A 26488-nucleotide genomic window follows, 5' to 3' on the forward strand; every position below is an offset into this window, starting at 1 on the left:
AATGGATCATCTACCCATGCCGAAATTCGGGCCGCTGGCCGGATTGCGCGTTGTCTTCTCCGGTATCGAAATCGCCGGACCGTTCGCAGGGCAAATGTTCGCAGAATGGGGGGCGGAAGTTATCTGGATCGAGAACGTCGCCTGGGCCGACACCATTCGCGTTCAACCGAACTACCCGCAGCTCTCCCGCCGCAATTTGCACGCGCTGTCGTTAAATATCTTCAAAGATGAAGGCCGCGAAGCGTTTCTGAAATTAATGGAAACCACCGATATCTTCATCGAAGCCAGTAAAGGTCCGGCCTTTGCCCGTCGTGGCATTACCGATGAAGTCCTGTGGCAGCACAACCCGAAACTGGTTATCGCTCACCTGTCCGGTTTTGGTCAGTACGGCACCGAGGAGTACACCAATCTTCCGGCCTATAACACCATCGCCCAGGCCTTCAGTGGTTACCTGATTCAGAACGGTGATGTTGACCAGCCAATGCCTGCCTTCCCGTATACCGCCGATTACTTTTCTGGCCTGACCGCAACCACTGCGGCGCTGGCAGCACTGCATAAAGTGCGTGAAACCGGTAAAGGCGAAAGTATCGACATCGCCATGTATGAGGTGATGCTGCGTATGGGCCAGTACTTCATGATGGATTACTTCAACGGCGGCGAAATGTGCCCGCGCATGACCAAAGGTAAAGATCCCTACTATGCAGGTTGCGGTCTGTACAAATGCGCCGACGGCTACATCGTAATGGAACTGGTAGGCATTACTCAGATTGCAGAATGTTTTAAAGATATTGGCCTCGCACATCTGCTCGGTACGCCGGAAATCCCGGAAGGCACTCAGCTTATCCACCGTATCGAATGCCCTTACGGCCCACTGGTAGAAGAGAAACTCGATGCCTGGCTGGCGACACATACCATCGCAGAAGTAAAAGAACGCTTTGCCGAACTGAATATCGCCTGCGCCAAAGTGCTGACCGTACCGGAACTGGAAAGCAATCCACAGTATGTGGCCCGTGAATCAATCACCCAGTGGCAAACAATGGATGGTCGCACCTGCAAAGGGCCAAACGTGATGCCGAAATTCAAAAATAACCCAGGCCAAATCTGGCGCGGAATGCCATCACATGGCATGGACACGGCAGCCATTTTGAAAACCATCGGCTACAGCGAAAACGACATTCAGGAGTTGGTCAGCAAAGGTCTGGCCAAAGTTGAGGACTAAACGCGTGGCGTCAGTCGGCTTGTCTGACTAGCGCCCGCCCAATAACAAATGACTAAAATGGATAGAGGTGCAATGGATATCATTGGCGGACAACATCTACGTCAAATGTGGGACGATCTGGCTGACATTTACGGTCATAAAACGGCGTTGATTTGTGAATCCAGCGGCGGAGTCGTTAACCGGTACAGTTATCTTGAGTTAAATCAGGAAATTAACCGCACGGCAAACCTGTTTTATACGCTGGGGATTCGCAAAGGCGACAAGGTTGCTCTACATCTCGACAACTGCCCGGAATTTATCTTTTGCTGGTTCGGGCTGGTAAAAATTGGCGCAATTATGGTGCCGATTAACGCCCGCCTGTTGCGCGAAGAAAGCGCGTGGATCCTGCAAAATAGCCAGGCGTGCCTGCTGGTGACCAGTGCGCAGTTCTATCCAATGTATCAACAGATTCAGCAGGAAGATGCCACGCAACTGCGGCACATTTGCCTGACAGATGTGGAGCTTCCCGCTGATGATGGCGTGAGTTCGTTTACTCAACTGAAAAATCAACAACCTGTAACCTTGTGCTATGCACCGCCGCTATCGACTGACGATACGGCGGAAATTCTCTTTACCTCCGGTACCACTTCCCGGCCGAAAGGGGTGGTGATTACCCATTACAACCTGCGCTTCGCCGGATATTACTCCGCCTGGCAGTGTGCACTGCGTGACGATGACATCTACCTGACAGTAATGCCTGCGTTTCATATCGATTGTCAGTGTACTGCGGCGATGGCGGCGTTTTCTGCCGGAGCCACTTTTGTGCTGGTCGAGAAATACAGCGCCCGCGCCTTCTGGGGACAGGTACAAAAGTACCGCGCCACCGTTACCGAATGCATTCCGATGATGATCCGTACCTTGATGGTGCAGCCGCCTTCTGTGAACGATCGGCAACACCATCTGCGGGAAGTGATGTTTTATCTCAACCTGTCGGAGCAGGAAAAGGACGCATTTTGTGAACGCTTTGGCGTCCGCTTGCTGACGTCTTATGGGATGACGGAAACCATTGTTGGCATTATCGGCGATCGCCCCGGCGATAAACGACGCTGGCCGTCAATTGGCCGTGCAGGATTTTGCTACGAAGCGGAGATCCGCGACGATCACAATCGACCGCTCCCGGCAGGTGAGATCGGTGAAATCTGCATTAAAGGCGTACCAGGGAAAACCATCTTCAAAGAATATTTTCTTAACCCGCAAGCCACTGCCAGAGTCCTGGAAGCCGATGGCTGGCTGCACACTGGCGATACCGGATACCGCGACGAAGAGGGCTTTTTTTATTTCGTCGATCGCCGCTGCAATATGATTAAACGCGGTGGCGAGAATGTCTCCTGCGTGGAGCTGGAAAATATTATCGCCGCACATCCGAAAATTCAGGACATCGTAGTTGTTGGTATTAAAGATTCGATTCGTGATGAAGCTATCAAAGCATTTGTGGTGCTGAATGAAGGTGAAACATTGAGCGAAGAGGAGTTCTTCTGCTTCTGCGAGCAGAATATGGCGAAATTTAAAGTGCCCTCTTATCTGGAGATCAGAAAAGATCTGCCACGTAATTGCTCGGGAAAAATAATCAGAAAGGCGCTGAAATAAACACTACAGCAGGGTACTACTCTGTCTGGTAATAATCACGTTCAAAAATAATATGCATTTTTTTGCAGGGGTGTTGTCGTCCCTGAAAAAGCAAAAATGGAGAAAAGGAATGAGTGAATCATTACATCTGACCCGCAATGGATCAATTCTGGAAATTACCCTTGATCGCCCAAAAGCGAATGCTATTGATGCAAAAACCAGCTTTGAAATGGGCGAAGTATTTCTAAATTTCCGTGACGATCCACAATTACGCGTCGCCATTATTACCGGTGCCGGAGAGAAATTCTTTTCCGCGGGCTGGGATTTAAAAGCGGCAGCAGAAGGCGAAGCACCGGATGCTGACTTTGGTCCAGGTGGTTTTGCGGGATTAACCGAAATTTTCAATCTCGACAAACCAGTAATCGTAGCTGTGAACGGCTACGCCTTTGGCGGCGGCTTTGAACTGGCACTGGCGGCAGATTTTATTGTCTGTGCCGATAACGCCAGCTTCGCCCTGCCGGAAGCCAAACTGGGCATCGTTCCTGACAGCGGCGGCGTGCTGCGTCTGCCGAAGATCCTGCCACCTGCCATCGTCAATGAAATGGTAATGACCGGCAGAAGAATGGGCGCAGAAGAGGCGCTGCGTTGGGGGGTAGTCAACCGCGTGGTTAGCCAGGCGGAGCTGATGGATAACGCCCGCGAACTGGCACAGCAACTCGTTGACAGCGCACCACTGGCGATCGCAGCGCTGAAAGAGATCTACCGCACCACCAGCGAAATGCCAGTAGAAGAAGCGTATCGCTATATTCGCAGCGGCGTGTTGAAACACTATCCATCGGTTCTGCATTCGGAAGATGCCATTGAAGGGCCACTGGCGTTTGCCGAGAAGCGCGATCCGGTGTGGAAAGGACGTTAACAACCGTGAGCTATTACGCCTTTGAAGGGTTAATTCCGGTGGTTCACCCGACGGCGTTTGTCCATCCCAGTGCAGTATTGATTGGCGATGTGATTGTGGGAGCCGGTGTCTACATCGGCCCACTCGCCTCACTGCGTGGTGACTACGGGCGGTTGATCGTGCAAGCGGGAGCCAATATTCAGGATGGCTGCATTATGCATGGCTACTGCGACACTGACACCATCGTTGGGGAAAACGGCCATATCGGGCACGGAGCGATCCTGCATGGTTGTGTGATTGGTCGCGATGCATTGGTCGGGATGAACAGCGTGATTATGGATGGCGCGGTCATTGGCGAAGAGAGCATTGTTGCCGCCATGAGCTTTGTCAAAGCGGGCTTTAGCGGCGAGAAACGCCAGTTGTTGATGGGCACGCCTGCCCGCGCTGTACGCAGTGTTAGTGACGACGAGTTACACTGGAAGCAGTTGAATACCAAAGAGTATCAGGATCTTGTCGGCCGCTGCCATGTAGCGTTACATGAAACGCAGCCGTTGAGACAAATGGAGGAAAATCGTCCCCGTTTGCAGGGGACGACGGATGTGGCGCCAAAGCGGTGATCTTGCCGGATGCGACCTGGTTACTGGATAAGATGCTACAACATCGCATCTGGCAAGCAGGACGCCCGGTATCAACGAGACAAAATTAACGGCGCATACTCTTTGACAACATCATCTGCCACTTCTGCTCGCGGTTAAGTTCCGTGAGTGGAACGGCAGGAATACGCGGCGTCTTTCTGACACCGACGACTTTTTCCCGGCTGTTATGTCGCAGGCGGGCGTAAATTTGCTCATCGATATCAACCACTTTTACCAGGCGCTGACACTGGCACCCTCGCCCCTCCAGCTTATTGGGGATCATTTTCACTTCACAGCTAATTTCAGCAACTTCACCCAAAATATAAGACAGGGTATTTATTGCCTTGCTGTGTTCAATATCAAAATGAATAGAGATCTCTCTTGCAATAATCCATCTGTTTTCTGCCATCATCCATTCGGCAATTAACAAGTAGAGTGGTTTTTCAACATATCCTTCACACATAGGAACTCCAGTTGCACTAATTAGAAATCTTGTCATGGCTTGTCTATATATTAATCAAGACCATATTAAAATTGTGGATATATTGATAGTATGCGACTTAATGATCCATATGTGTGAGCTATATCCTGATTATTAGGTTCAAATTGTGTATTAAAACCGATTCGCGAAAATTTGTACTGCGCATAAAAAAACGGCCCTCAATTGAGAACCGTTCTGATTATTTACTTAGCGGCCTATATTATTTTATTAACCGCCAGTGATTATTTTTTGATTTGCGCGTGCATTTCCTGCACCGAAATGACCTTCTCGGTCGCATCGGCATTCAACGCCATCGCGGTAGCGAAACCACCGTTCAGGGTGGTGTCATAATGCACTTTATATTGCAGCGCACTGCGACGAATCACGCGGGAGTCTTCAATCGCGCGACGGCCTGAGGTGGTGTTGATGATGTAGGTATATTCGCCATTCTTGATACGGTCCTGAATGTGCGGACGACCTTCATGCACCTTGTTCACCAGACGCGGATTAATGCCTGCTTCGCCCAGCACAATCGCTGTGCCGTGGGTCGCATCCAGCTCGAATCCCTGTTTCAGCAGTTTTGCCGCCAGGTCAACCACGCGTTCTTTATCGCCTTCACGCACGGAGAGCAACGCACGACCGTGTTTCTTCATCGTGGAGTTACTGCCCAGCTGCGCTTTGGCAAACGCTTCAGCGAAGGTGCGGCCCACGCCCATCACTTCCCCGGTAGAACGCATTTCTGGCCCTAACAGCGGGTCAACGCCGGGGAATTTGTTGAACGGCAGCACTACTTCTTTCACCGAGTAGTACGGCGGGATAACTTCTTTAGTTACGCCCTGCTCAGCCAGCGATTTGCCAGCCATCACGCGCGCCGCCACTTTTGCCAGCGGTACGCCGGTGGCTTTGGAGACGAACGGTACGGTACGTGCTGCACGCGGGTTAACTTCAATCAGGTAGACTTCGTTGTTTTTCACCGCAAACTGCACGTTCATCAGGCCGCGCACCTGCAATTCGAAGGCCAGTTTCTGCACCTGCTGGCGCATCACATCCTGAATTTCCTGACTTAAAGTGTAGGCTGGCAGCGAACATGCAGAGTCACCGGAGTGCACGCCCGCCTGCTCGATATGCTCCATGATGCCGCCAATCAGAACCATTTCGCCGTCGCAGATGGCGTCCACATCCACTTCTACCGCGTCGTCGAGGAAGTGGTCCAGCAACACTGGCGCATCGTTAGACACGCTGACCGCCGTCTGGAAGTAACGACGCAGGTCAGCTTCGTCATAGACGATTTCCATCGCCCGACCGCCGAGAACGTAAGACGGACGCACCACCAGCGGGTAGCCAATCTCTTTCGCTTTCTCAACCGCCATTTCAATAGCGGTAACAGTGGCGTTCGCCGGTTGCTTCAGTTTCAGACGGTCAACCGCATGCTGGAAGCGTTCACGGTCTTCCGCACGGTCGATAGCATCCGGGCTGGTGCCGATAACCGGTACGCCAGCGGCTTCCAGCGCGCGCGCCAGTTTCAGCGGGGTCTGACCTCCATACTGGACGATAACGCCTTTCGGCTTCTCAATACGCACGATTTCCAGCACATCTTCCAGGGTTACCGGCTCGAAGTAGAGACGGTCGGAAGTGTCGTAGTCGGTGGAGACGGTTTCCGGGTTACAGTTAACCATAATGGTTTCGTAACCGTCTTCACGCAGCGCCAGCGAGGCGTGTACACAGCAGTAGTCGAATTCGATACCCTGACCGATACGGTTCGGGCCGCCGCCAAGCACCATGATTTTTTCACGGTCGGTAGACGGATTCGCTTCGCACTCTTCTTCATAGGTGGAGTACATATACGCGGTGTCGGTGGCAAATTCTGCCGCACAGGTATCCACACGTTTGTAGACCGGGTGCAGGTCATACTGGTCGCGTAGCTTGCGGATTTCCGCTTCGCGCACGCCCGCCAGTTTAGCCAGACGCGCATCGGCAAAGCCTTTGCGTTTCAACTGGCGCAGGAAGTCAGCGTTCAGGCCAGTGATGCCCACTTCCGCCACTTTCTCTTCCAGACGCACCAGTTCTTCAATTTGTACCAGGAACCAGCGGTCAATGTTGGTCAGGTTAAAGACGCCGTCTACAGACAGGCCCGCACGGAAAGCATCGGCGATGTACCAGATACGCTCTGCGCCTGCGTCTTTCAGTTCGCGGCGGATTTTGGTCAGCGCTTCCGGGTCGTCCAGGCTGACTTTCGGGTCAAAACCAGTCGCACCGACTTCCAGGCCGCGCAGGGCTTTTTGCAGGGATTCCTGCTGCGTGCGACCAATCGCCATCACTTCGCCAACCGATTTCATCTGAGTGGTCAGACGGTCGTTAGCACCGGCGAATTTCTCGAAGTTGAAGCGAGGAATTTTAGTCACCACGTAGTCGATGGACGGCTCGAAGGAGGCCGGAGTACGCCCGCCGGTGATGTCGTTCATCAGCTCGTCGAGGGTGTAACCCACCGCCAGTTTCGCCGCCACTTTGGCAATCGGGAAACCGGTGGCTTTCGACGCCAGCGCCGAAGAACGGGACACTCGCGGGTTCATTTCGATAACAATCAGGCGACCATTTTTCGGGTTCACCGCAAACTGGACGTTGGAACCACCGGTTTCAACGCCGATTTCACGCAGTACCGCCATCGAGGCGTTACGCATGATTTGATATTCTTTGTCGGTCAGCGTTTGGGCTGGCGCGACAGTGATGGAGTCACCGGTGTGGATGCCCATCGCATCGAAGTTTTCGATAGAGCAGACGATGATGCAGTTGTCGTTTTTATCACGCACCACTTCCATCTCGTACTCTTTCCAGCCGATCAGCGACTCATCAATCAGCAGCTCTTTGGTCGGAGAGAGATCCAGACCGCGGGCGCAAATTTCTTCAAACTCTTCGCGGTTATAAGCAATACCGCCACCGCTACCACCCATAGTAAAGGATGGACGAATAATGCACGGGAAGCCCACTTCAGCGGCAACTGCCAGCGCTTCTTCCATGGTGTGTGCAATACCGGAACGCGCAGTTTCCAGACCGATTTTCTTCATCGCCACGTCGAAACGGCGGCGGTCTTCGGCTTTATCAATCGCATCGGCGGTAGCACCAATCATGGTGACGCCGAACTCTTCCAGCACGCCCTGACGCTCCAGCTCCAGCGCACAGTTCAGCGCTGTCTGACCGCCCATCGTTGGCAGCACCGCGTCCGGACGCTCTTTTTCAATAATCTTGCGTACCACTTCCCAGTGAATCGGCTCGATGTAGGTCGCATCGGCCATTTCCGGGTCGGTCATGATGGTCGCTGGGTTGGAGTTCACCAGAATGACGCGGTAACCCTCTTCGCGCAGGGCTTTACATGCTTGCGCGCCAGAGTAGTCAAACTCACACGCCTGACCGATAACAATCGGGCCCGCACCCAGAATCAGGATACTTTTTATATCTGTACGTTTTGGCATGGCTCTTTTACTCCTGATTACTTAGCGGTTTTACGGTACTGCTCAATTAACGCGATAAAGTGGTCGAACAACGGCGCTGCGTCGTGTGGACCAGGGCTGGCTTCCGGGTGCCCCTGGAAGCTGAATGCCGGTTTATCGGTGCGATGAATGCCCTGTAACGTACCGTCGAACAGGGATTTATGCGTAACACGCAGGTTTGCAGGTAATGTTGCTTCATCCACCGCAAAACCGTGGTTCTGGGCGGTGATCATCACCACGTTTTTCTCAACATCTTTAACCGGATGGTTGCCGCCGTGGTGTCCGAACTTCATCTTAATGGTCTTCGCACCGCTCGCCAGCGCCAGCAGCTGATGACCGAGGCAGATGCCGAATACCGGAATGTCGGTTTCGAGGAATTTCTGGATGGCAGTAATAGCGTAATCACACGGTGCCGGGTCGCCAGGACCGTTGGAGAGGAAGATGCCGTCTGGATTCATTTTCAGCACGTCTTCCGCAGAGGTTTGCGCCGGAACGATGGTCAGGCGACAGCCTCTGTCCACCAGCATCCGCAGGATGTTGCGCTTGGCACCAAAATCATAAGCCACGACGTGGTACGGCAGCTCGTCTTCTTTCTTCGCTTCTGGCAGACCGCCGGTCAGCGTCCAGCTCCCTTGTGTCCAGCTATAGGCTTCTGCGGTGGTCACTTCTTTTGCCAGATCCATGCCGTTCAGACCTGGGAACGCGCGGGCTTTTTCTAACGCCAGCGCCGCATCCGGGTTATCGCCTGCGATAATGCAGCCATTCTGTGCGCCTTTCTCACGCAGCAAACGCGTCAGCTTACGGGTATCGATATCAGCAATCGCCACGATGTTATGGCGTTTCAGGTAAGAAGAGAGGTCTTCGGTATTACGGAAGTTGCTGGCAATCAGCGGCAGGTCGCGAATCACCAGACCTTGAGCATGTACCTGAGAAGATTCTTCATCGGCGTCATTTGTGCCGACATTGCCAATATGGGGATAAGTAAGAGTAACGATTTGACGAGAATAGGAAGGATCAGTGAGGATTTCTTGATAACCGGTCATTGAAGTATTGAAAACGACTTCCCCAACCGCCGAACCTGTTGCCCCTATGGCCCGACCGTGAAACTGGGTTCCGTCTTCCAGAACCAATAGCGCTGACTTAATCAAAACACCCTCCAGAGAATATTCACTCACTTTATTTGCATATTAATTCACAATGATGACGTAAATCAATGCAAATCTGCTTACCGACGAATTTCTGGCAAACGGCGGCATTCTGGAGATATGGGCGCTAAAAGTCAACTTAATGGCGGGATTTTTTATATTATTTTATGGCTCATGCATGTTTTACAGGCATTAACAGGTAAAAACATCAGCAAACTCACTCTGGAAAACGCTTGCGGTAAAAGTTTAATTCATAAAATTATCAAACACGTCGAAAAAGTGGACCATTTGGTCAAAATTTACAGTTACGCAACAAAAATAGAATGAAAAACAGATACTTTTAATCAACTCACAATAAAAACACATAATAACCAGAAAAATAAAGGGCGAAATTTTATCGCCCCCTTTAAAATCAATATATTAAAAAAAATAAAAACATAAAATTATATTGAAAACCATCATAAATCATTCAAATTAAGCACATCTTTCATATCAAAAAGTCCTTTATCTTTACCTTTCAACCACAATGCCGATCTTACCGCGCCGTTAGCAAAAGTCATGCGGCTGGAAGCCTTATGCGTAATCTCCAGGCGCTCGCCGATATCGGCAAACATGGCGGTATGTTCACCCACGATGTCTCCGGCACGTACAGTGGCAAAACCAATGGTGCCGGGCACACGTTCACCGGTATGACCTTCACGACTGTAGACCGCGCAATCTTTCAGATCTTTATCAAGAGCGTGGGCGATCGCCTCTCCCATTGCCAGGGCGGTGCCTGACGGCGCATCTACTTTATGTCGATGATGCGCTTCGATAATTTCGATATCGGTGTAGTCACCCATCACTTTCGCTGCTTTCTCCAGCAGCTTAAGCATGACATTAACGCCAACGCTAAAATTGGCGGCAAAAACAATCGCAATATCTTTGGCAGCTTCACCAATCGCCTGTTTACCTGCGTCATCAAAACCCGTGGTGCCAATCACCATCCCTTTGCCATGCTGGCGGCAAAAAGCGAGATGATTCAGCGTACCTTCCGGGCGGGTAAAATCGATAAACACATCAAAATCATCTTTTACTGCATCGAGGCTGCTTTGCACGGTAACACCTGTTTTGCCTGCTCCCGCCAGCTCACCCGCATCACTGCCTAACAATGAAGAACCTTCACGCTCCAGCGCCGCACCAAGCTGCACGCCTTCCAGTCCCAGAGCAGCCTGAATCAACTGCCGCCCCATGCGACCACCAGCCCCCGCGATGGCAACGCGGATGTTTGCATCATGCATAGTTATTCTCTCTTGTTAATTTTGCGTAAACCGTTTCAGAGTACCCAGCGTCTCGTTACGCTGCTACAGAAAAACGCGGATAATTAGAATTAAATGTAAAACAGGCAGGGTAATCAGTAAAAGATATGATTCACCCCGCAGGGTGAATTACAGGAAGATTAATCAGCGAAAGTTTCGCCTTTCGGGAAGTGGCTTAAAAACCAGGTAACGGCTAACAGGTCAGCACTACCGCCTGGGCTCAGGTTACGGGCGATCAGTTCATCGTCGAAAGCCTGTAATGCCTCCAGGCCACCGCGCATTAATACGCCCCCTTCCCATAACATTTTCTGCGCCTGCTGCTGTACGTAATACAACCCTTTTAAGGCGCCGCGAGAGACAAGGTTGGTGTCGTTATTCCACGCCATCAAATGCAACAATGTTTGCAGCAATGCCAGATTCATATCTTCGTTTTGGGCGCGGATACGTTCAAAAATTGGCAAGGCGACGGTTCTCACTGTCTGGAATCCGCTTTCAGCTTCGCCTCGCGCACCAGAAAGACCGTAATGTAAAAAGTGTTCGACACTTTTACTGGTTGCTGCGTTTGTCGCTTCACTGGATAGCTCTTTTGCGACCAGATCCCGACACATTCTTGCTACCCAGTAACAAATACGGTTCTGTTCGAGCTCTTCCTCCAGTGCCACCATGCGGCCTGTGACTGCACTGATTAAACCAAAGGAGAAAACTGCGCCACGGTGAGTGTTAACTCCCCCTGTCGCCTGTAGCATGTCGGCCTCACACGCCATACCAATGGGGCGAAGCATCGGCAATACGAGTTCTGCTTCCAGTGCGGAGGTGTCGTACCCCAACTGGTAAAAATTTTCCATCCACGGTGCAACCGCTACCGTACTCTTTTCAAACAGAGCTAAATCCATATCTTTATGGGCGCCGGAGTTGCGAATATCCACAAGACCTGGTTTAGGCGTTAAACGAACTTCGGTGAGCAGTGCTCTTTCTACAAGGTTTGCAATACCTTTGGCCTGTAGTAACGATGTCGCACTGGCAGGTTGATCAGTCGTGATGACGTCGCTCATAACTTACAATCCTTTTAGTTATTTCTTCCAACAGCAGTTCAGGCGTATGCCGTCTGGCACGTGCGCAAAGGTGCGCATCATCCTGACAGATCAAGCATTGACGTGGTGGCAGCCCCAGTGCACGACGGGAAATCCCCGTCCCTTCGCTGTCCAGGACATCAATATCCCAGAGCCGGCCAAGAGGATGTTCGTCCTCCAGTTGTAGCATCGCCTGTTTTAGGTTTTTTGCCGGGGCGCAGACCGCAGCCATCCATTCAGGCCCGCTGCGCTCATCAATGCTCTTTTCCCAGACGCTTACCCACTCATGTTGCTGGCAACACGTGAGAACAGCCTCACGCGCATAGCCCGCCACACGTTGCCAGACAGGTGAATTTTTTACCTGTCCCGGCGCGACCAGCGTCAGAGAGATTAACGACACCCGGTAGCAAGCTACTGCATGCCGTTGCCGTGCTGCCCGCTTTTCGCGAGCCAGCAGCATTTCTTCGAGCGTGACAGGCTGACCGCCTGACAGCAAGTCTGCGCCATTCATCAGTTTTTCACCTGGCGAATCACATCAATGACCGATCCATCACGATAACGCACCACAGCTACCACCCGATCAGTAAATTCGATGGGTTCTGGTTTGCCGGTGAGCATTTCGGCACGTGCCTGGAGCTGTTCAATGGTCATTAACGGCACACCCGCTTCACGCAGATTGTCGATCAGATCCTGACGTGCCGGGTTAACAGCAATACCATGATCGGTAACCAACACGTCAACACTGGCGCCCGGTGTTATGGTGGTCAGTACTTTTTCCACGACACACGGAATACGACCACGCACTAAGGGTGCGGTGATAATAGTGAGATCAGCACCAGCTGCGGTGTCACTATGACCACCGGATGCACCGCGCAGTACGCCATTGGAACCAGTCATGACGTTAACGTTGAAGTTAACGTCAATTTCCAGCGCACTCAGCATCACCACATTCAGTCGCTCACAAGAGACACCTTTAGAGCTGGGGTTAGCATATTGATTCGCTGAAATTTCGATATGATTCGGGTTAGTTGCCAGCGAGCGAGCGGCATCTCCATCGAATGATTGGGTATCAAGCAGCGCTTTGATCAGCCCTTTTTCATGCAGATCAACCATCGTGCCAGTGATCCCGCCAAGGCCAAAACCAGCGGTAATATTAAGACGGCGCATTTTATCTTCGAGGAAACGCGTCACTGCCAGCGAGGCACCGCCAGTACCGGTTTGTAGCGAGAATCCGTCTTTGAAATAACCAGAATGCTCAATAACATTCGCTGCCTTGCGGGCTATTAACAGTTCGCGAGGATTGCTGGTCAGGCGAATAGCACCTGCAGTGATCTTTGCCGGATCACCGACTTCTTCGACCTGGACAATGAGATCAACCTGATCCTGAGCAATACTCGCTGGGTAGTTAGGATAACCGACCCACTCTTCTGTCAGCAGTACCACACATTTCGCCGCATCGGCATCCACTTTGGCATAGCCCAGTGAACCGCAACGAGATTTACCGCTAAATCCGTTGGCGTTACCAAATTCGTCACAGCACGGTACACCGAGAAATGCAATGTCAATGCTCAGCTCACCCGATTTCACCAGGTGCGCACGACCACCGTGGGAGTGAATTTGTACCGGATTTTCCATCAGCCCGGCAGAGATTTCTTCACCCAGTTTGCCGCGCAGGCCGGAAGTGTAGATCTGGCGAATGACGCCATTTTTAATGTGCTCAATCAGCGGCCAGTGGGCATCAATCAGTGAACTGGAGGCCAGTGTCAGATCGCGAAAGCCCATTTCAGCCAGTTTCGCTACCACCAGGTTAACAACTTTATCGCCACCACGAAACGCATGGTGAAAGGAGATAGTCATGCCGTTTTGCAGACCTGAGCGGCGAATGGCATCTTCCAGAGAGTCACAAATTTTACGGCTACGTTTTTCTTTTTCATCCGCCAGCCATGGGCTTTTTGCAGTCACACCCGCGTAAGGTTGTAATCCTTCCGGCATAACATATTGCTGATTCAGCATCGATACGGTGTCTTTCATTGTTCCCTGTCCTTAGTCGCGAAATCCGGAAGCCGACAGCGCCACCACTTTACGTGCGTGATCGATAATCGGGCCATCTATCATCTTGCCGTTTAATGACACCACGCCCAGGCCGCGTTCTTCGGCGTCTTCTGCCGCAGCAATCACCTCCAGTGCATGACCTACTTCAGCACGCGTCGGTGCATAAACCTGGTGCAGCATCTCGATCTGACGAGGGTTTACCAGGGATTTACCGTTAAAACCAAGGTTTTTCGCCAGTTGCGCTTCTTTGACAAATCCCGCTTCATCGTTAATGTCTGACCACACCACATCGTAGGCCGCAATTTTCGCCACACGAGCTGCATGTAATACCGCACAACGCGCGTAAAATAGCTCAGTGCCATCGCCACGACTGGTGCCCATATCCATCACATAGTCAAAAGCCGCCAGAGCAATAGCGACCATGCGCGGGGAAGATGTCGCGATCTCAACCGCATTGACAACACCCACAGCAGACTCAATTGCCGCCATTAATTTCGTGCTGCCAGGCTCACGTCCGCATTCACGTTCAATACGCTCAACGTGCGCTTCCAGCTCCAGAACATCTTCTTTACTGTCAGTTTTCGGCAGGCGAACAATATTCACTCCGGCGCGTACTACAGCTTCCAGATCAGCCAGACCAAACGGTGTATTGAGTGGGTTGATACGAACAACGGTTTCTACATCCTGATATAACGGATGCTGTTAATGCGTGATGCACCAGCAGACGAGCGGAGTCTTTTTCACGCAGAGAAACAGCATCTTCCAGATCGAACATGACGGCATCTGCGCCATAAACGAAGGAAGTACTTAACATGGCGGCATTTGCACCCGGGATAAACAACATACTGCGACGTGGTTTCATATTGCCCCCCACTGAATTTCCGCTTGTTCTGCAGCACGCATTACCGCTGCCTGTACGCGAGCACGTAACACACACTCCAGCGCACCTTTGTCATCAATCACTACGTGTGCACGTTCCACGCCCAGCTTCGCCAGGGTTTCGCGGGTAACGCGTTCAATGGCGTTGCCAAATTGTTGTTTCACCAGGCTCTCCAGTTCCAGGTGTATTCCTGGTTCATCGCAAGGGCCAATTCTGACCATGACATCGCTGGATTCCAGCGTGCCGGCCAGGGCGTCTTTAATAATTTCCATCTGTTCTTTCCTTATTCACGAAGAAAATGTCATGCCGTTTCCGTATTACCGGCCGCCAGACGCGTCAAAAAAGCGAGTGTTGAAGAAGGAACCAGCGGCGCCAGTGCCTGCCAGTTTCGTTCGTTGTAAAGTTTGCGCACGCGAGAAGCTGAAATTGCAGCGCCTTCTTTTTCTGTTCTGGGTAGTTCCACCACTTCAATGGCGGGTGCCAGCAGCGTTTTCATTTTCTGGTTATAGGCGCGAGTCAGCTGGCAGTTTGGTTCTGTACCCACAAAGCGGTGTGTGATGCCTAATGCGGGCGCGAGGTGATCACGAAAGAGTTGTAAATCGATTTGGCTGTGGCTTTCATCTATCACGCCTTTATCCTTGAGGAAATAACCCGGGAAAGTGGCTCGAGAAATGATATATGACGATCCTGGATGCAGTGTCACACGATCCATTCCCAAAATACCCTGTTCAATTAATTTCCAGCGATCGAGATAACTGAAAAAAGAGGCATCTTCCTGAACTACAAATATATGCAACCAGTCGCACTGTTTTAATGCCTGCTCTACGAGATAACGATGCCCGAGGGTAAATGGATTGGCATTCATTACAATTGCACCAATTTTATTTCCTGACTGGCGATATAATGCAAGTTGTCGGCAATAACGTGTCAGCCGTTCACGGCTATTTTCCATCAGAACAACGTGCTCTGTCTGCGCAATAGGGAAAAAACCAGCGCCAGAAAAAAGCACGACGTTTTCCGGTTTGGTAAACAGAAAAAGATCGTTACGTCCCATCTCACAAGCCAGTATAAGTAGTTCAGTGAGCAATTTCAGACTCAGGCCGTCACCACGCGCAGTAGGGTCGATGGCGATATCTTTAATGACATTTCCCGCAATAGCGCCGCAGCCGACCAGGCGCCCACGTTGCTCTGCCAGTACCATGACTTCGCAATCGGCTTCCAACGTCAGCCCTGACTCGCTAAGAAACTCAACCAGCCGTGCCCTGTTCCTGGCATCCCGTTGTGGAATACACTGTTTAAAGATGATATTCACTATTTCCCACCTGTAGAAAATATACAGGCGTATTTCGCCATTGCTGGGGGGATCATTCTTTTATTCTGCTCACATTCTGCAGGGTATTTTTATCTGGCTTATTGATTTTATGCATTTAATTAATTGGGTGAAATAAAATAATTAAATCAATAAAAACACTCTTGATTCGGTGAACAAAATCACAACCTGCCCACCTTCTGATTGCTTACCATTTACGCTGCCTCGCCATTTTAACTTTTTTACTTAAACAGGATAGTTTATGAGTAACATCAGCCAGGCTCCGGTCACGGAGAAAAAAGGCGCGAATGCCTTGCTGAGTTTTAAAATATTCGGCATGCCGCTTCCGCTTTACGCGTTTGCGTTAATTACACTATTACTTTCGCATTTTAATGATTCATTGCCAAACGACCTGGTCGGTGGTTTCGCAATCATGTTTATTATTGGCGCTATTTTTGGTGAAATTGGTAAGCGCCTGCCGATATTTAACAAATATATTGGTGGCGCACCAGTAATGATATTTCTGGTAGCGGCATATTTTGTTTATGCTGGTATTTTTACTCAGAAAGAAATCGACACCATTAGCAATGTTATGGATAAAAGTAACTTCCTTAACTTGTTTATTACCGTGCTGATTACCGGCGCCATTTTGTCGGTTAACCGTCGTCTGCTTATAAAATCTCTGCTGGGTTATATTCCGACCATTCTGGTGGGGATTCTCGGTGCATCTGTATTCGGTATTTTAATTGGTCTGTGCTTTGGTATTCCAGTTGACCGCATCATGATGCTGTACGTTCTGCCAATCATGGGTGGTGGTAACGGTGCGGGTGCTGTTCCGCTGTCTGAAATTTATCACTCCATCACCGGCCGTTCTCGTGAAGAGTACTACTCAACTGCAATCGCCATTCTGACCATCGCTAACATTTTCGCCATCGTTATGGCTGCTGTTCTTGATATCGTCGGTAAAAAATACCCGGTATTGAGCGGTGAAGGCGAACTGGTTCGTAAAGCCTCTTTCAGAGCAGAAGATGATGAAAAAGCAGGCCAGATAACCCATCGTGAAACGGCTGTAGGTATGGTACTGGCGACCACCTGCTTCCTGCTGGCTTATGTCATGGCGAAGAAAATCCTGCCAAGCATTGGTGGTGTATCTATCCACTACTTCGCATGGATGGTTCTGATCGTTGCAGCACTGAACGCCTCTGGTCTGTGTTCTCCTGAAATCAAAGCGGGTGCTAAACGCCTGTCTGACTTCTTCTCCAAGCAACTGCTGTGGGTGCTGATGGTAGGGGTTGGCGTTTGCTATACCGACCTGCAAGAAATCATCGACGCTATCACCTTCGCTAACGTGGTTATCGCTGCATTTATCGTAGTGGGTGCCGTCGTCGGTGCTGCACTGGGTGGTTGGATAATTGGCTTCTTCCCGATCGAATCAGCAATTACCGCTGGCCTGTGTATGGCTAACCGTGGTGGTTCCGGTGACCTGGAAGTGCTGTCTGCTTGTAACCGTATGAACCTGATCTCTTATGCACAGATCTCCTCCCGTCTGGGTGGCGGTATCGTGCTGGTTATCGCCAGTATTGTATTTGGGATGATGGTTTAACCTGTTCGCACAATGGCGCGATGGGTCGTTAATTCTTCTGCTAAGAAAGGGACCTGAGCCAGGGGCGGTTCCGGGAAGTCCACCCTTTCTTAGCAAGAAAAGAAGATTAACGCTCTGTCGCGTCGTTGTGCCTCCGCTTGAGATACATCTATGAACGCTGCACAACTTTTAGGCGAAGGCTTCACGCTGATGTTTCTGGGGATGGGTTTTGTTCTGGGCTTTCTCTGCCTGCTTATCCTCGCCATTAAAAGTATGTCCGTCGCCGTTAACCGCTTCTTCCCGGAGCCGGTTGCCGCACCAAAACCTGCCGCCACTACCGCTGCACCAGCTGATGATTTCAGCCGCCTGAAGCCGGTAATCGCTGCCGCCATTCATCATCATCGCCGTCTTAATTCGTAATTCAGGGAGGAACCTATGACTATTTCCATTACTGACGTGGTCCTGCGCGATGCGCACCAATCTCTTTTCGCCACGCGTCTGCGCCTGGACGATATGCTCCCCATCGCCGCAGAACTCGATAACATCGGCTACGGTTCACTGGAGTGCTGGGGCGGTGCAACCTATGACGCCTGCATTCGCTTTCTGGGTGAAGATCCATGGGTCCGCCTGCGTGAACTGAAAAAAGCGATGCCGAAAACGCCGTTGCAGATGTTGCTGCGCGGACAAAATCTCCTGGGTTATCGCCACTACGCTGACGACGTCGTGGAACGTTTCGTTGAACGCGCGGTGAAAAACGGCATGGATGTGTTCCGCGTTTTCGATGCGATGAACGATCCACGCAATATGCAGGCAGCGTTGCGTGCTGTACGGAGCCATGGTGCTCACGCTCAGGGAACGCTCTCCTACACCACAAGCCCGGTACATACCCTGCAAACCTGGCTGGATCTGACTGAGCAGTTGCTGGAAATCGGCGTCGACTCTATCGCTATTAAAGATATGTCAGGCATCCTGACACCGAGTGCATCCTGGGAACTGGTTCACGCAATTAAACAGCGTTATGACGTGAAACTGCATCTGCATTGCCACGCCACTACCGGGATGGCAGAGATGGCACTGTTGAAAGCTATCGAAGCAGGTGTAGATGGTGTTGATACGGCAATATCTTCAATGAGTGCCACCTACGCCCATCCGGCAACTGAAGCCATGGTCGCCACACTTGCCGGAACGGAATTCGATACCGGACTGGATATTCAACGTCTGGAAAAAATCGCAGCTTATTTCCGCGATGTACGTAAGAAATACCATGCGTTTGAAGGCCAGTTGAAAGGTTACGACAGCCGCATTCTGGTGGCACAGGTGCCAGGTGGCATGTTGACCAACCTTGAAAGCCAGCTGAAACAACAAAATGCTTCCGACAAACTGGATGCTGTGCTGAGCGAAATTCCATGCGTGCGTGAAGATCTGGGCTTTATCCCGCTGGTTACACCAACCTCTCAAATTGTTGGTACTCAGGCGGTACTTAATGTTCTGACGGGTGAGCGTTATAAAACTATTGCTAAAGAAACTGCTGGCATTCTGAAAGGTGAATATGGCCTGACACCTGCTCCAGTAAACGCGGCTCTGCAGGCTGAAGTGTTAAAAGGCGACGTCGCCATCACTTGTCGCCCCGCCGATCTGCTGAAACCTGAACTGGCCCAGCTGGAAGAGGAAGTGAAACGCCAGGCGGCAGAAAAAGGCATCAAGCTTGCTGCTAACACCATTGACGATGTGCTGACAGTTGCCCTGTTCCCACAAATTGGGCTGAAATTCCTCGAAAATCGCGGAAATCCGGCAGCATTTGAACCTGTACCGCAGATTGAAAGTACTCGTCCGGCAGAACCTGCGAAAACTGAAGCAAAAGTGCCATCTTCTTCTGGAATTTACACCGTTGAAGTTGAAGGCAAAGCTTTTGTGGTGAAAGTAAGCGAAGGTGGCGACATTCAGCAAGTTGCCACCACGACCGTCGCTCAACCTTCCGCACCAGCTGCCGCACCTGCCGGGAGTGGTACTCCGGTAACCGCACCGCTGGCCGGGAATATCTGGAAAATCATCGCTACCGAAGGACAAAGCGTCGCTGAAGGTGATGTGCTGCTGATCCTTGAAGCGATGAAAATGGAAACCGAGATCCGCGCTGCACAGGCGGGAACTGTTCGTGGTATTGCGGTCAAGGCCGGAGACGCCGTTGCGGTTGGCGATACCCTGATGACGCTGGCGTAACGGAGAACTGAGATGGATAGTCTGAATGCCCTAATTCAGGGTATGGGGCTGATGCACCTCAGCGCTGGACAGGCCGTGATGTTGCTGGTCAGTCTGGTGCTGCTGTGGCTCGCCATTGTGAAAAAGTTCGAACCGTTACTCCTGCTACCCATTGGCTTCGGTGGCCTGCTTTCCAACATTCCCGAAGCCGGGCTGGCGATGACGGCATTCGAAAGTTTGCTGGTACATCATGATGCCGGGCAACTGGCGATTGTGGCAGCCAAACTGAACTGCGTGCCAGACGTACATGCGATTAAAGAAGCATTGGCGCTGGCATTACCATCAGTTCAGGCGCAACTGGAAACACTGGCTGTTGATATGGGCTATACGCCTGGCGTGTTGGCGTTGTTCTATAAAGTGGCTATTGGTTCAGGCGTCGCTCCGCTGGTGATTTTCATGGGCGTAGGCGCAATGACTGATTTTGGTCCGCTGTTGGGGAATCCACGTACGCTATTACTGGGTGCAGCTGCTCAGTTTGGTATCTTCGCCACGGTGCTGGGAGCATTAACGCTGAATTACTTCGGCTTTATTTCGTTCTCCCTGCCACAGGCTGCGGCAATTGGCATCATCGGTGGTGCTGACGGCCCAACCGCGATCTACCTCGCAAGCAAGCTGGCGCCTGAGCTGTTGGGAGCAATTGCAGTTGCAGCGTACTCTTATATGGCACTGGTACCGCTGATTCAGCCACCGATTATGAAGCTCCTGACCACGGAAAAAGAACGCAAGATCCGCATGGTGCAAATGCGTACAGTCAGTAAGCGCGAGAAAATTATTTTCCCGTTGGTACTTCTGCTGTTGGTTGCACTGTTATTGCCGGATGCAGCACCGCTGTTGGGGATGTTCTGTTTCGGCAACCTGATGCGCGAAAGTGGTGTAGTTGAGCGTCTGAGCGATACCGTACAGAACGCATTGATCAACATCGTAACTATCTTTTTGGGCCTTTCCGTTGGCGCAAAACTGGTGGCAGATAAGTTCCTCCAGCCGCAAACGCTGGGGATCTTGCTGTTAGGTGTTATTGCGTTCTGTATCGGTACGGCAGCGGGTGTGTTAATGGCGAAGCTGATGAACGTATTCAGCAAAAACAAAATTAACCCACTGATCGGTTCAGCCGGTGTTTCGGCAGTGCCCATGGCAGCCCGTGTCTCCAACAAGGTGGGCCTGGAGTCTGACGCCCAGAACTTCTTGTTGATGCACGCGATGGGGCCGAACGTGGCAGGTGTTATTGGCTCTGCCATCGCCGCTGGGGTGATGTTGAAATACGTTATGGCAATGTAATTTTGTCCTCAAAAGGCGGGAGCGACTCCCGCCTTTTTACGGTTCCTTTTTAAACGTTTTCCGAATTTCATTGAAATATGCGCCAGGTCGGCCCGTAACCGCAATGAAAAGGCGAAAATCATATCCGTAAATTATTTCTCAGGTGATAATTCAAATCGTGATTCAGTGGTTCTCCCGACGCTCATTTCAAAATCGCATCTTCTTGCTGATTCTTTTCACTTCTACTGTCGTGATGCTGGCGATTTCCTGGTATTTAACCAATATCACTAAAGAGCGTCTGCACTATCAGGTAGGTCAACGGGCCTTGATCCAGGCGATGCAAATCTCCGCCATGCCAGAACTGGTTGAAGCCGTCGAAAAAAATGATCTGGCCCGAATTAAAGCGCTAATAGATCCAATGCATTCATTTTCCGATGCCACCTACATTACCGTTGGCGATGCCAAAGGTATTCGACTTTATCATGTAGTGCCAAATGAAATTGGTCAGCAAATGGAAGGTGGCGATAACGACGAAGCGCTGATTAATGCCAAAAGTTATGTTTCTGTACGGCAAGGTTCGCTGGGCTCTTCGTTACGGGGAAAATCGCCGATTCAGGACGCGACAGGTAAAGTGATAGGGATTGTATCGGTGGGATATACCCTGCAACAACTGGAAAGCTGGTTGAGTCTGCAACATAGTTCGTTAATGTTACCCATGCTTGCCCTACTTTTGTTGTTGTTATTTTCTGCTCGGTTGTTTTCATTACATATTAAACGGCAGATGTTTAATATGGAGCCACAACAAATATCGAAACTGGTATTACAACAAAATGTGTTATTTGAGTCAGTATTTGAAGGTTTAATTGCCATTGATTCACAACATCAGATCACTGCAATTAATCAGACGGCCCGACAGATGCTTAATCAGCCATATCCTGAACAATATTTAATTGGCAAAAAAATATCCGATGTTGTTTCGCCAGATACCTTTTTTTACGATAAGCCGCAGAATAATAAAAAAGATGAGATAGTTACCTTTAATCAAATTAAAGTTATTGCCAGCCGTATGGCCGTCATTCTCGATGAAAAACCGCAAGGTTGGGTCATTAGCTTTCGAAGTAAAGATGATATTAATACTCTCAGCCTGCAACTGAGTCAGATTCAACAATATGCCGATAATTTACGTGCAGTTCAGCACGAGCATCGTAACGTGATTTCTACTATTGCTGGCTTGCTTTATTTAAAACGCTACGACCATGCTCTTAACCTGATTCAACAACAGTCTGACAGCCACCAAAAAGTGATTGATTTTATTGCACAAAAATTCAAAAACAGTCACCTTGCTGGCCTGTTGATCGGTAAATACTATCGCGCCAAAGAGTTGGATCTTGAATTGGTGTTCGATCCCGCCTGCTATGTAGATTCACTACCCACATCGCTCACCCATAATGAGTGGATTTCCATTGTTGGTAATCTGCTGGATAACGCCTTTAATGCCACGCTGAAACAGCCTGATGGTAGCCGTAAAATTGAATGTCTGATTAACAGCGAGGGCGATGAAATACTGATTGAAGTAGCCGATCAGGGCTGTGGTATTGACGATAGTATTCGCGATCATATTTTTGAACGTGGTATTACCAGCAGTAATAACGCTGAACACGGTATTGGTTTGTGGCTGGTTAAAAGCTACACCGAACAGGCGGGTGGGCATATCGTTATTGATGACAACATCCCCTATGGCACCATATTTAGTTTATATATTCCCCTGACCAGAGAACAACATCATGGATAAGATAACCACACTGATAGTTGAGGATGAGCCATTACTGGCAGAGATTTTGGTTGATACACTTAAGCAACTCCCGGCTTTTGATGTTATTGGCGTTGCGGATAAACAAGAAAGTGCTAAAAAAATGATCCGTCTTTATCAACCACAATTAATTTTACTGGATAATTTTTTGCCTGACGGTAAAGGTATCGATTTAATTCGCCATACGGTGAATACCAGCTATAGCGGTCGAATAATTTTTATCACCGCAGATAACCATATGGATACGATTAGTGAAGCGCTACGCCTTGGCGTGTTTGATTATTTAATAAAACCTGTTCATTACCAACGACTACAACATACACTCCAGCGCTTTTCTCGCTATCGCAGCTCACTTCGTTCAAGTGAACAAGCCAGCCAGACGCATGTCGATGCGCTATTTAATATTCAGGCAAAAGAAGAAAATATTGCACCTGAGGCAACAATGCGAGGTATTGATGAAACAACATTACAACGCGTGCGCCAATGCTTCAGCGAGCCAGAGGTGGTACATACTGCCGACTCACTATCTCGCCTGCTCGGTAGCAGTAAAACCACAGCTCGTCGCTACCTGGAACAGGGGGTAAAAGATAATTTTCTCGAAGCTGAAATCGTTTATGGCAAAGTCGGCAGACCTGAACGGATTTATCGCGGGAAATAACAATCGCCAGGCACCGCAACAGATCTGCTTACTGTTCGGTGCTGTTTAACTTTCTGAGGTTGTCCGCGATTTCATACAACATATCAACAAGATGACAGGTATGAACCATATCGTGAGAACTGCGGCAATAAACCACCATCCTGAGTAGCCAATGTCGTGCATCCGCCGCACACCGATGGCAAGAACAGGTATAAGAAAGAGTAAGCCGAGTAATACGCTCAGTGGCAGAGCAAAGAAAATAAAAACACCATAATCAGGATTAGCCATTAACGCCAGCCACCAGCAAAACAGTGGCAACAGGCAGATCCCCACACTTACTGATAAAAATGACCAAAACTCATAGCGGCTGGCAACACCATTAAAATCTATGGCATTTCGCCAGCCATTTTGCCTTCCCTTGCTGTTGTTCATCCCTTTAGTTCCTTATTTTATGAAGCCTTCGCCAAAACTTCTGCCACCCACTGCTGGAAGCCTTTTACATCCAGCTCCAATGCCACCTGTACATTGGCTGGCTTGCCCAGGCAACCGTCGATATCAACCACCGTCGTGCCTGAGGTAAATTCACCCTGAGTTTCCACTGCCACAAAACACGGTTTGAGAGTGAACAGGTCCGGGCGCACCAACCAGGCAATAGCGCAAAGATCGTGCATACGCAGACCGCTTTGCATACTGCCGCTACGGTAGTGGCTAAACAGGGCGTGTAGCATTTTTCCGGTGCGATTCAACTCCGGCAACGTGGCGAGATAGTCAGGGGTTAATATTGCCTGATTGGTGACATCCAGACCACACATGACAATTTCGATGCCGCTACGGAAGACACAGGCTGCCGCTTCCGGATCGGCAGCGATATTAAACTCGGCGTTTGGCGTGCAGTTGCCGCGTCCGGCAGAACCGCCCATGATCACCAGCCGGCGAATATGCGGTTTACATTCCGGGCATTGCGAAAGTAACAACGCAATATTAGTTAACGGGCCGATGGCTACCAGAGTCACAGGCTCAGGCGCACGCATCAGGGCATCACGAATCGCCAGGAATGCCGGTATCTCCAGTGGCTTTCGGTTGTGCTCAACAAAGTCGTAGCCTGCCATTCCCGATTCACCGTGTACAGATGCCGCATTACGCGGTGCGCGTACCAGCGGAACGGAGGCTCCCTGGGCAAGCGGAATCTCCGCATTCCAGAAATGCAGCAGTTGCAGGGCGTTGCGGGTGGTTTTCTCTACCGAGACATTACCCGCGACGGTGGTCATCAGTTGCAGGTCAAGTTCCGGGGCAAAAATCGCGGCGGCAATGGCGACGGCATCGTCAATGCCTGGGTCAGTATCAAGGAAAATGGGTAAACGCATGTTTTCTCCATAAAAAATGCCGGTAACAAGACCGGCATTTTCGCATAACTTAGGCTGCTAATGACTTAATCGACTTCACGAATATCGACACGCAGCTCTTTCGGCACTTCGAAAACAATGTTTTCTTCACGACCTTCCAGCGGAATGGCTTCACCACCGCCCAGTTGCTGTAAACGTGCGACTACATTCTGCACCAGAATATCCGGAGCCGATGCGCCCGCAGTTACGCCAACGCAGTTCACACCTTTTACCCACTCTTCCTGGATATCTTTCGCATCGTCAATTAAAAACGCGCGTTTGCCCATACGCTGGGCCAGTTCCGCCAGACGGTTGGAGTTGGAAGAGTTTTTCGAACCAACCACCAGTACTACTTCCGCCTGTTCTGCCAGAGCGCGTACCGCTTCCTGACGGTTAGTGGTGGCGTAGCAGATATCATCTTTGCGCGGACCAACAATTTTCGGGAAGCGTTTACGCAGCGCATCGATCACATCAGACGTGTCATCCACCGACAGCGTAGTTTGGGTCATAAAGGAGAGTTTCTCTTCGTTTTTGACCGTCAGTTTCCACACATCGTCTGGCGATTCGACCAGATACATTCCCCCTTCAGGGTTGCTGTACTGCCCCATCGTCCCTTCTACTTCCGGGTGCCCGGCGTGACCGATAAGAATAGATTCTTCGCCACGACGGCTGGCACGGGCGACTTCCATATGCACTTTGGTCACCAGTGGACAGGTAGCGTCAAATACCGTCAAATCACGGCTTTTCGCTTCGTTACGTACCGCCTGAGAAACACCGTGTGCGGAGAAGATCAGGATCGCACCGTCCGGCACTTCGCTGATCTGCTCAATAAAGATAGCCCCACGCTCGCGCAGGCTATCGACCACGTAGCGGTTATGCACTACTTCGTGACGGACATAAATTGGTGCGCCGTAAATGGCCAGCGCGTTTTCAACAATGCTGATAGCGCGGTCTACCCCGGCACAAAAACCACGTGGGTTGGCCAACAGGATCTGCATGTTACGCCTCCAGTGCCGGATCGATTTCCAGCACTTCAATATCAAAATGAACGGTCTGCCCGGCCAGCGGATGATTGAAATCAACGGTAATGGAGTCGCCGTTAATTTCGCGGATCACGCCAGGCATCTCACTGCCATCCATTGCGGTAAAAAGCATGATTGCACCAATTTCTGGCTCGCCTGCATCCATAAACTCACGGCGGGAGAAGTACTGAATCAGGTCCGGTGACGGCACGCCAAACGCCGCATCTGGCTCCAGCGAGAAGGTGGTTTTATCGCCCACTTTCAGCCCCAGCAGGTGTTGCTCCAGACCTTCGGAGAGAGAAGCATCGCCCAGGCGGAACAGCGCCGGTTTACCGTTGTTGCGGGTAGACTCGGCGGTAGTGCCATCGTCGAGTTTTAGCGTGAAGTGCACCAGGACGGCGCTATTGCTCTGTACAGATTCAGACATGCAGGTTTGCTCTTATATTTTGAGGATTTTTGCCGGATGCGGCC

The 26488-nt window shown here is 50.6% G+C and carries 24 protein-coding genes and 1 pseudogene; 11 read left to right on the top strand and 14 right to left on the bottom strand.

Annotated features, from left to right (window positions below; translation table 11 throughout):
* Position 1 precedes the first annotated feature (1 nt).
* The 4 genes from caiB (at position 2) to caiE (ending at position 4336) form a co-directional block, all read left to right on the top strand.
* Positions 2-1219: an L-carnitine CoA-transferase gene (caiB, locus tag K0335_RS10920; RefSeq protein WP_000349945.1), complete on the top strand. Its 1218-nt coding sequence runs from the start codon at positions 2-4 to the stop codon at positions 1217-1219.
* Between the two features lie 72 nt (positions 1220-1291).
* Complete coding sequence (caiC, locus tag K0335_RS10925) at positions 1292-2845, top strand: crotonobetaine/carnitine-CoA ligase (RefSeq protein ID WP_160193839.1); 1554 nt, start codon at positions 1292-1294, stop codon at positions 2843-2845.
* 109 nt (positions 2846-2954) lie between these two features.
* The gene (caiD, locus tag K0335_RS10930) at positions 2955-3740 is read left to right on the top strand and encodes a crotonobetainyl-CoA hydratase (RefSeq protein WP_104919951.1); all 786 of its coding nucleotides are present in this window, start codon (positions 2955-2957) and stop codon (positions 3738-3740) included.
* Between the two features lie 5 nt (positions 3741-3745).
* Entirely contained in the window at positions 3746-4336 is a 591-nt protein-coding gene (caiE, locus tag K0335_RS10935; protein ID WP_104918211.1) for a carnitine operon protein CaiE, read from the top strand.
* An 85-nt stretch (positions 4337-4421) separates the two neighbouring features.
* On the opposite strand, the gene caiF is transcribed toward caiE, so the two are convergent.
* The 3 genes from caiF to carA form a co-directional block, all read right to left on the bottom strand.
* Positions 4422-4817 carry a carnitine metabolism transcriptional regulator CaiF gene (gene caiF, locus K0335_RS10940; protein WP_000333114.1) on the bottom strand — a complete coding sequence of 132 codons (396 nt, stop codon included), beginning with the start codon at positions 4815-4817 and terminating at the stop codon, positions 4422-4424.
* Positions 4818-5077: 260 nt separating this feature from the next.
* Positions 5078-8302, bottom strand: coding sequence for a carbamoyl-phosphate synthase large subunit (carB, locus tag K0335_RS10945; protein WP_001126395.1), 3225 nt, complete (start codon positions 8300-8302; stop codon positions 5078-5080).
* A 17-nt stretch (positions 8303-8319) separates the two neighbouring features.
* On the bottom strand, positions 8320-9468 hold the full coding sequence (carA, locus tag K0335_RS10950) for a glutamine-hydrolyzing carbamoyl-phosphate synthase small subunit (protein WP_012599856.1): 1149 nt from the start codon (positions 9466-9468) through the stop codon (positions 8320-8322).
* Positions 9469-9585: 117 nt separating this feature from the next.
* On the opposite strand from carA, the gene K0335_RS10955 reads away from it, so the two are divergent.
* Entirely contained in the window at positions 9586-9792 is a 207-nt protein-coding gene (locus K0335_RS10955) for a hypothetical protein (protein WP_219393822.1), read from the top strand.
* A gap of 131 nt (positions 9793-9923) precedes the next feature.
* On the opposite strand, the gene dapB is transcribed toward K0335_RS10955, so the two are convergent.
* The 7 genes and pseudogenes from dapB to citC all read right to left on the bottom strand — a co-directional run bounded on the left by dapB (position 9924) and on the right by citC (position 16053).
* Positions 9924-10745 (bottom strand): 4-hydroxy-tetrahydrodipicolinate reductase, encoded by an 822-nt coding sequence (gene dapB / locus K0335_RS10960; RefSeq protein ID WP_000543618.1) that lies wholly within the window; start codon positions 10743-10745, stop codon positions 9924-9926.
* A 158-nt stretch (positions 10746-10903) separates the two neighbouring features.
* On the bottom strand, positions 10904-11815 hold the full coding sequence (gene citG / locus K0335_RS10965) for a triphosphoribosyl-dephospho-CoA synthase CitG (protein ID WP_104919949.1): 912 nt from the start codon (positions 11813-11815) through the stop codon (positions 10904-10906).
* Positions 11793-12344 (bottom strand): citrate lyase holo-[acyl-carrier protein] synthase, encoded by a 552-nt coding sequence (gene citX, locus K0335_RS10970; RefSeq protein WP_001012528.1) that lies wholly within the window; start codon positions 12342-12344, stop codon positions 11793-11795. Before citX ends, citG begins: the two co-directional genes overlap by 23 nt.
* Positions 12344-13864 (bottom strand): citrate lyase subunit alpha, encoded by a 1521-nt coding sequence (gene citF / locus K0335_RS10975; RefSeq protein ID WP_104919948.1) that lies wholly within the window; start codon positions 13862-13864, stop codon positions 12344-12346. Before citF ends, citX begins: the two co-directional genes overlap by 1 nt.
* A 12-nt stretch (positions 13865-13876) precedes the next feature.
* Positions 13877-14747 (bottom strand): annotated as a pseudogene (gene citE, locus K0335_RS10980) (citrate (pro-3S)-lyase subunit beta).
* A complete protein-coding gene (gene citD, locus K0335_RS10985) occupies positions 14744-15037 on the bottom strand; it encodes a citrate lyase acyl carrier protein (RefSeq protein WP_000402612.1) in 294 nt (97 codons plus the stop codon). The pseudogene citE and the gene citD overlap by 4 nt, the downstream one beginning before the upstream one ends.
* Before the next feature lie 29 nt (positions 15038-15066).
* A complete protein-coding gene (gene citC / locus K0335_RS10990; RefSeq protein WP_223667279.1) occupies positions 15067-16053 on the bottom strand; it encodes a [citrate (pro-3S)-lyase] ligase in 987 nt (328 codons plus the stop codon).
* A gap of 283 nt (positions 16054-16336) precedes the next feature.
* Here citC and citS point away from each other — a divergent pair, with 283 nt between their 5' ends.
* The 6 genes from citS to K0335_RS11020 all read left to right on the top strand — a co-directional run bounded on the left by citS (position 16337) and on the right by K0335_RS11020 (position 23634).
* The gene (gene citS / locus K0335_RS10995; protein ID WP_219393823.1) at positions 16337-17677 is read left to right on the top strand and encodes a citrate/sodium symporter CitS; all 1341 of its coding nucleotides are present in this window, start codon (positions 16337-16339) and stop codon (positions 17675-17677) included.
* A gap of 150 nt (positions 17678-17827) precedes the next feature.
* Positions 17828-18076, top strand: a complete 249-nt coding sequence (locus K0335_RS11000) for an oxaloacetate decarboxylase subunit gamma (protein ID WP_000990547.1) — start codon at positions 17828-17830, stop codon at positions 18074-18076.
* A gap of 15 nt (positions 18077-18091) precedes the next feature.
* A complete protein-coding gene (gene oadA / locus K0335_RS11005) occupies positions 18092-19873 on the top strand; it encodes a sodium-extruding oxaloacetate decarboxylase subunit alpha (RefSeq protein WP_219393824.1) in 1782 nt (593 codons plus the stop codon).
* Between the two features lie 12 nt (positions 19874-19885).
* A complete protein-coding gene (locus K0335_RS11010; RefSeq protein WP_000377761.1) occupies positions 19886-21187 on the top strand; it encodes an oxaloacetate decarboxylase subunit beta in 1302 nt (433 codons plus the stop codon).
* A gap of 142 nt (positions 21188-21329) precedes the next feature.
* Positions 21330-22958 carry a sensor histidine kinase gene (locus K0335_RS11015; RefSeq protein WP_012599854.1) on the top strand — a complete coding sequence of 543 codons (1629 nt, stop codon included), beginning with the start codon at positions 21330-21332 and terminating at the stop codon, positions 22956-22958.
* Complete coding sequence (locus tag K0335_RS11020) at positions 22951-23634, top strand: response regulator (protein WP_000357985.1); 684 nt, start codon at positions 22951-22953, stop codon at positions 23632-23634. The genes K0335_RS11015 and K0335_RS11020 overlap by 8 nt, the downstream gene beginning before the upstream one ends.
* Before the next feature lie 45 nt (positions 23635-23679).
* On the opposite strand, the gene K0335_RS11025 is transcribed toward K0335_RS11020, so the two are convergent.
* The 4 genes from K0335_RS11025 to fkpB form a co-directional block, all read right to left on the bottom strand.
* A complete protein-coding gene (locus K0335_RS11025) occupies positions 23680-24045 on the bottom strand; it encodes a DUF805 domain-containing protein (protein WP_104919945.1) in 366 nt (121 codons plus the stop codon).
* Positions 24046-24062: 17 nt separating this feature from the next.
* Positions 24063-24977 carry a ribonucleoside hydrolase RihC gene (gene rihC / locus K0335_RS11030; protein ID WP_104919944.1) on the bottom strand — a complete coding sequence of 305 codons (915 nt, stop codon included), beginning with the start codon at positions 24975-24977 and terminating at the stop codon, positions 24063-24065.
* A 65-nt stretch (positions 24978-25042) separates the two neighbouring features.
* On the bottom strand, positions 25043-25993 hold the full coding sequence (ispH, locus tag K0335_RS11035) for a 4-hydroxy-3-methylbut-2-enyl diphosphate reductase (protein ID WP_001166400.1): 951 nt from the start codon (positions 25991-25993) through the stop codon (positions 25043-25045).
* 1 nt (position 25994) lies between these two features.
* Complete coding sequence (gene fkpB / locus K0335_RS11040) at positions 25995-26444, bottom strand: FKBP-type peptidyl-prolyl cis-trans isomerase (protein ID WP_000004655.1); 450 nt, start codon at positions 26442-26444, stop codon at positions 25995-25997.
* Positions 26445-26488 lie beyond the last annotated feature (44 nt).

Source organism: Escherichia sp. GZ89, assembly GCF_019366485.1.
GTDB lineage: Bacteria > Pseudomonadota > Gammaproteobacteria > Enterobacterales > Enterobacteriaceae > Escherichia > Escherichia fergusonii.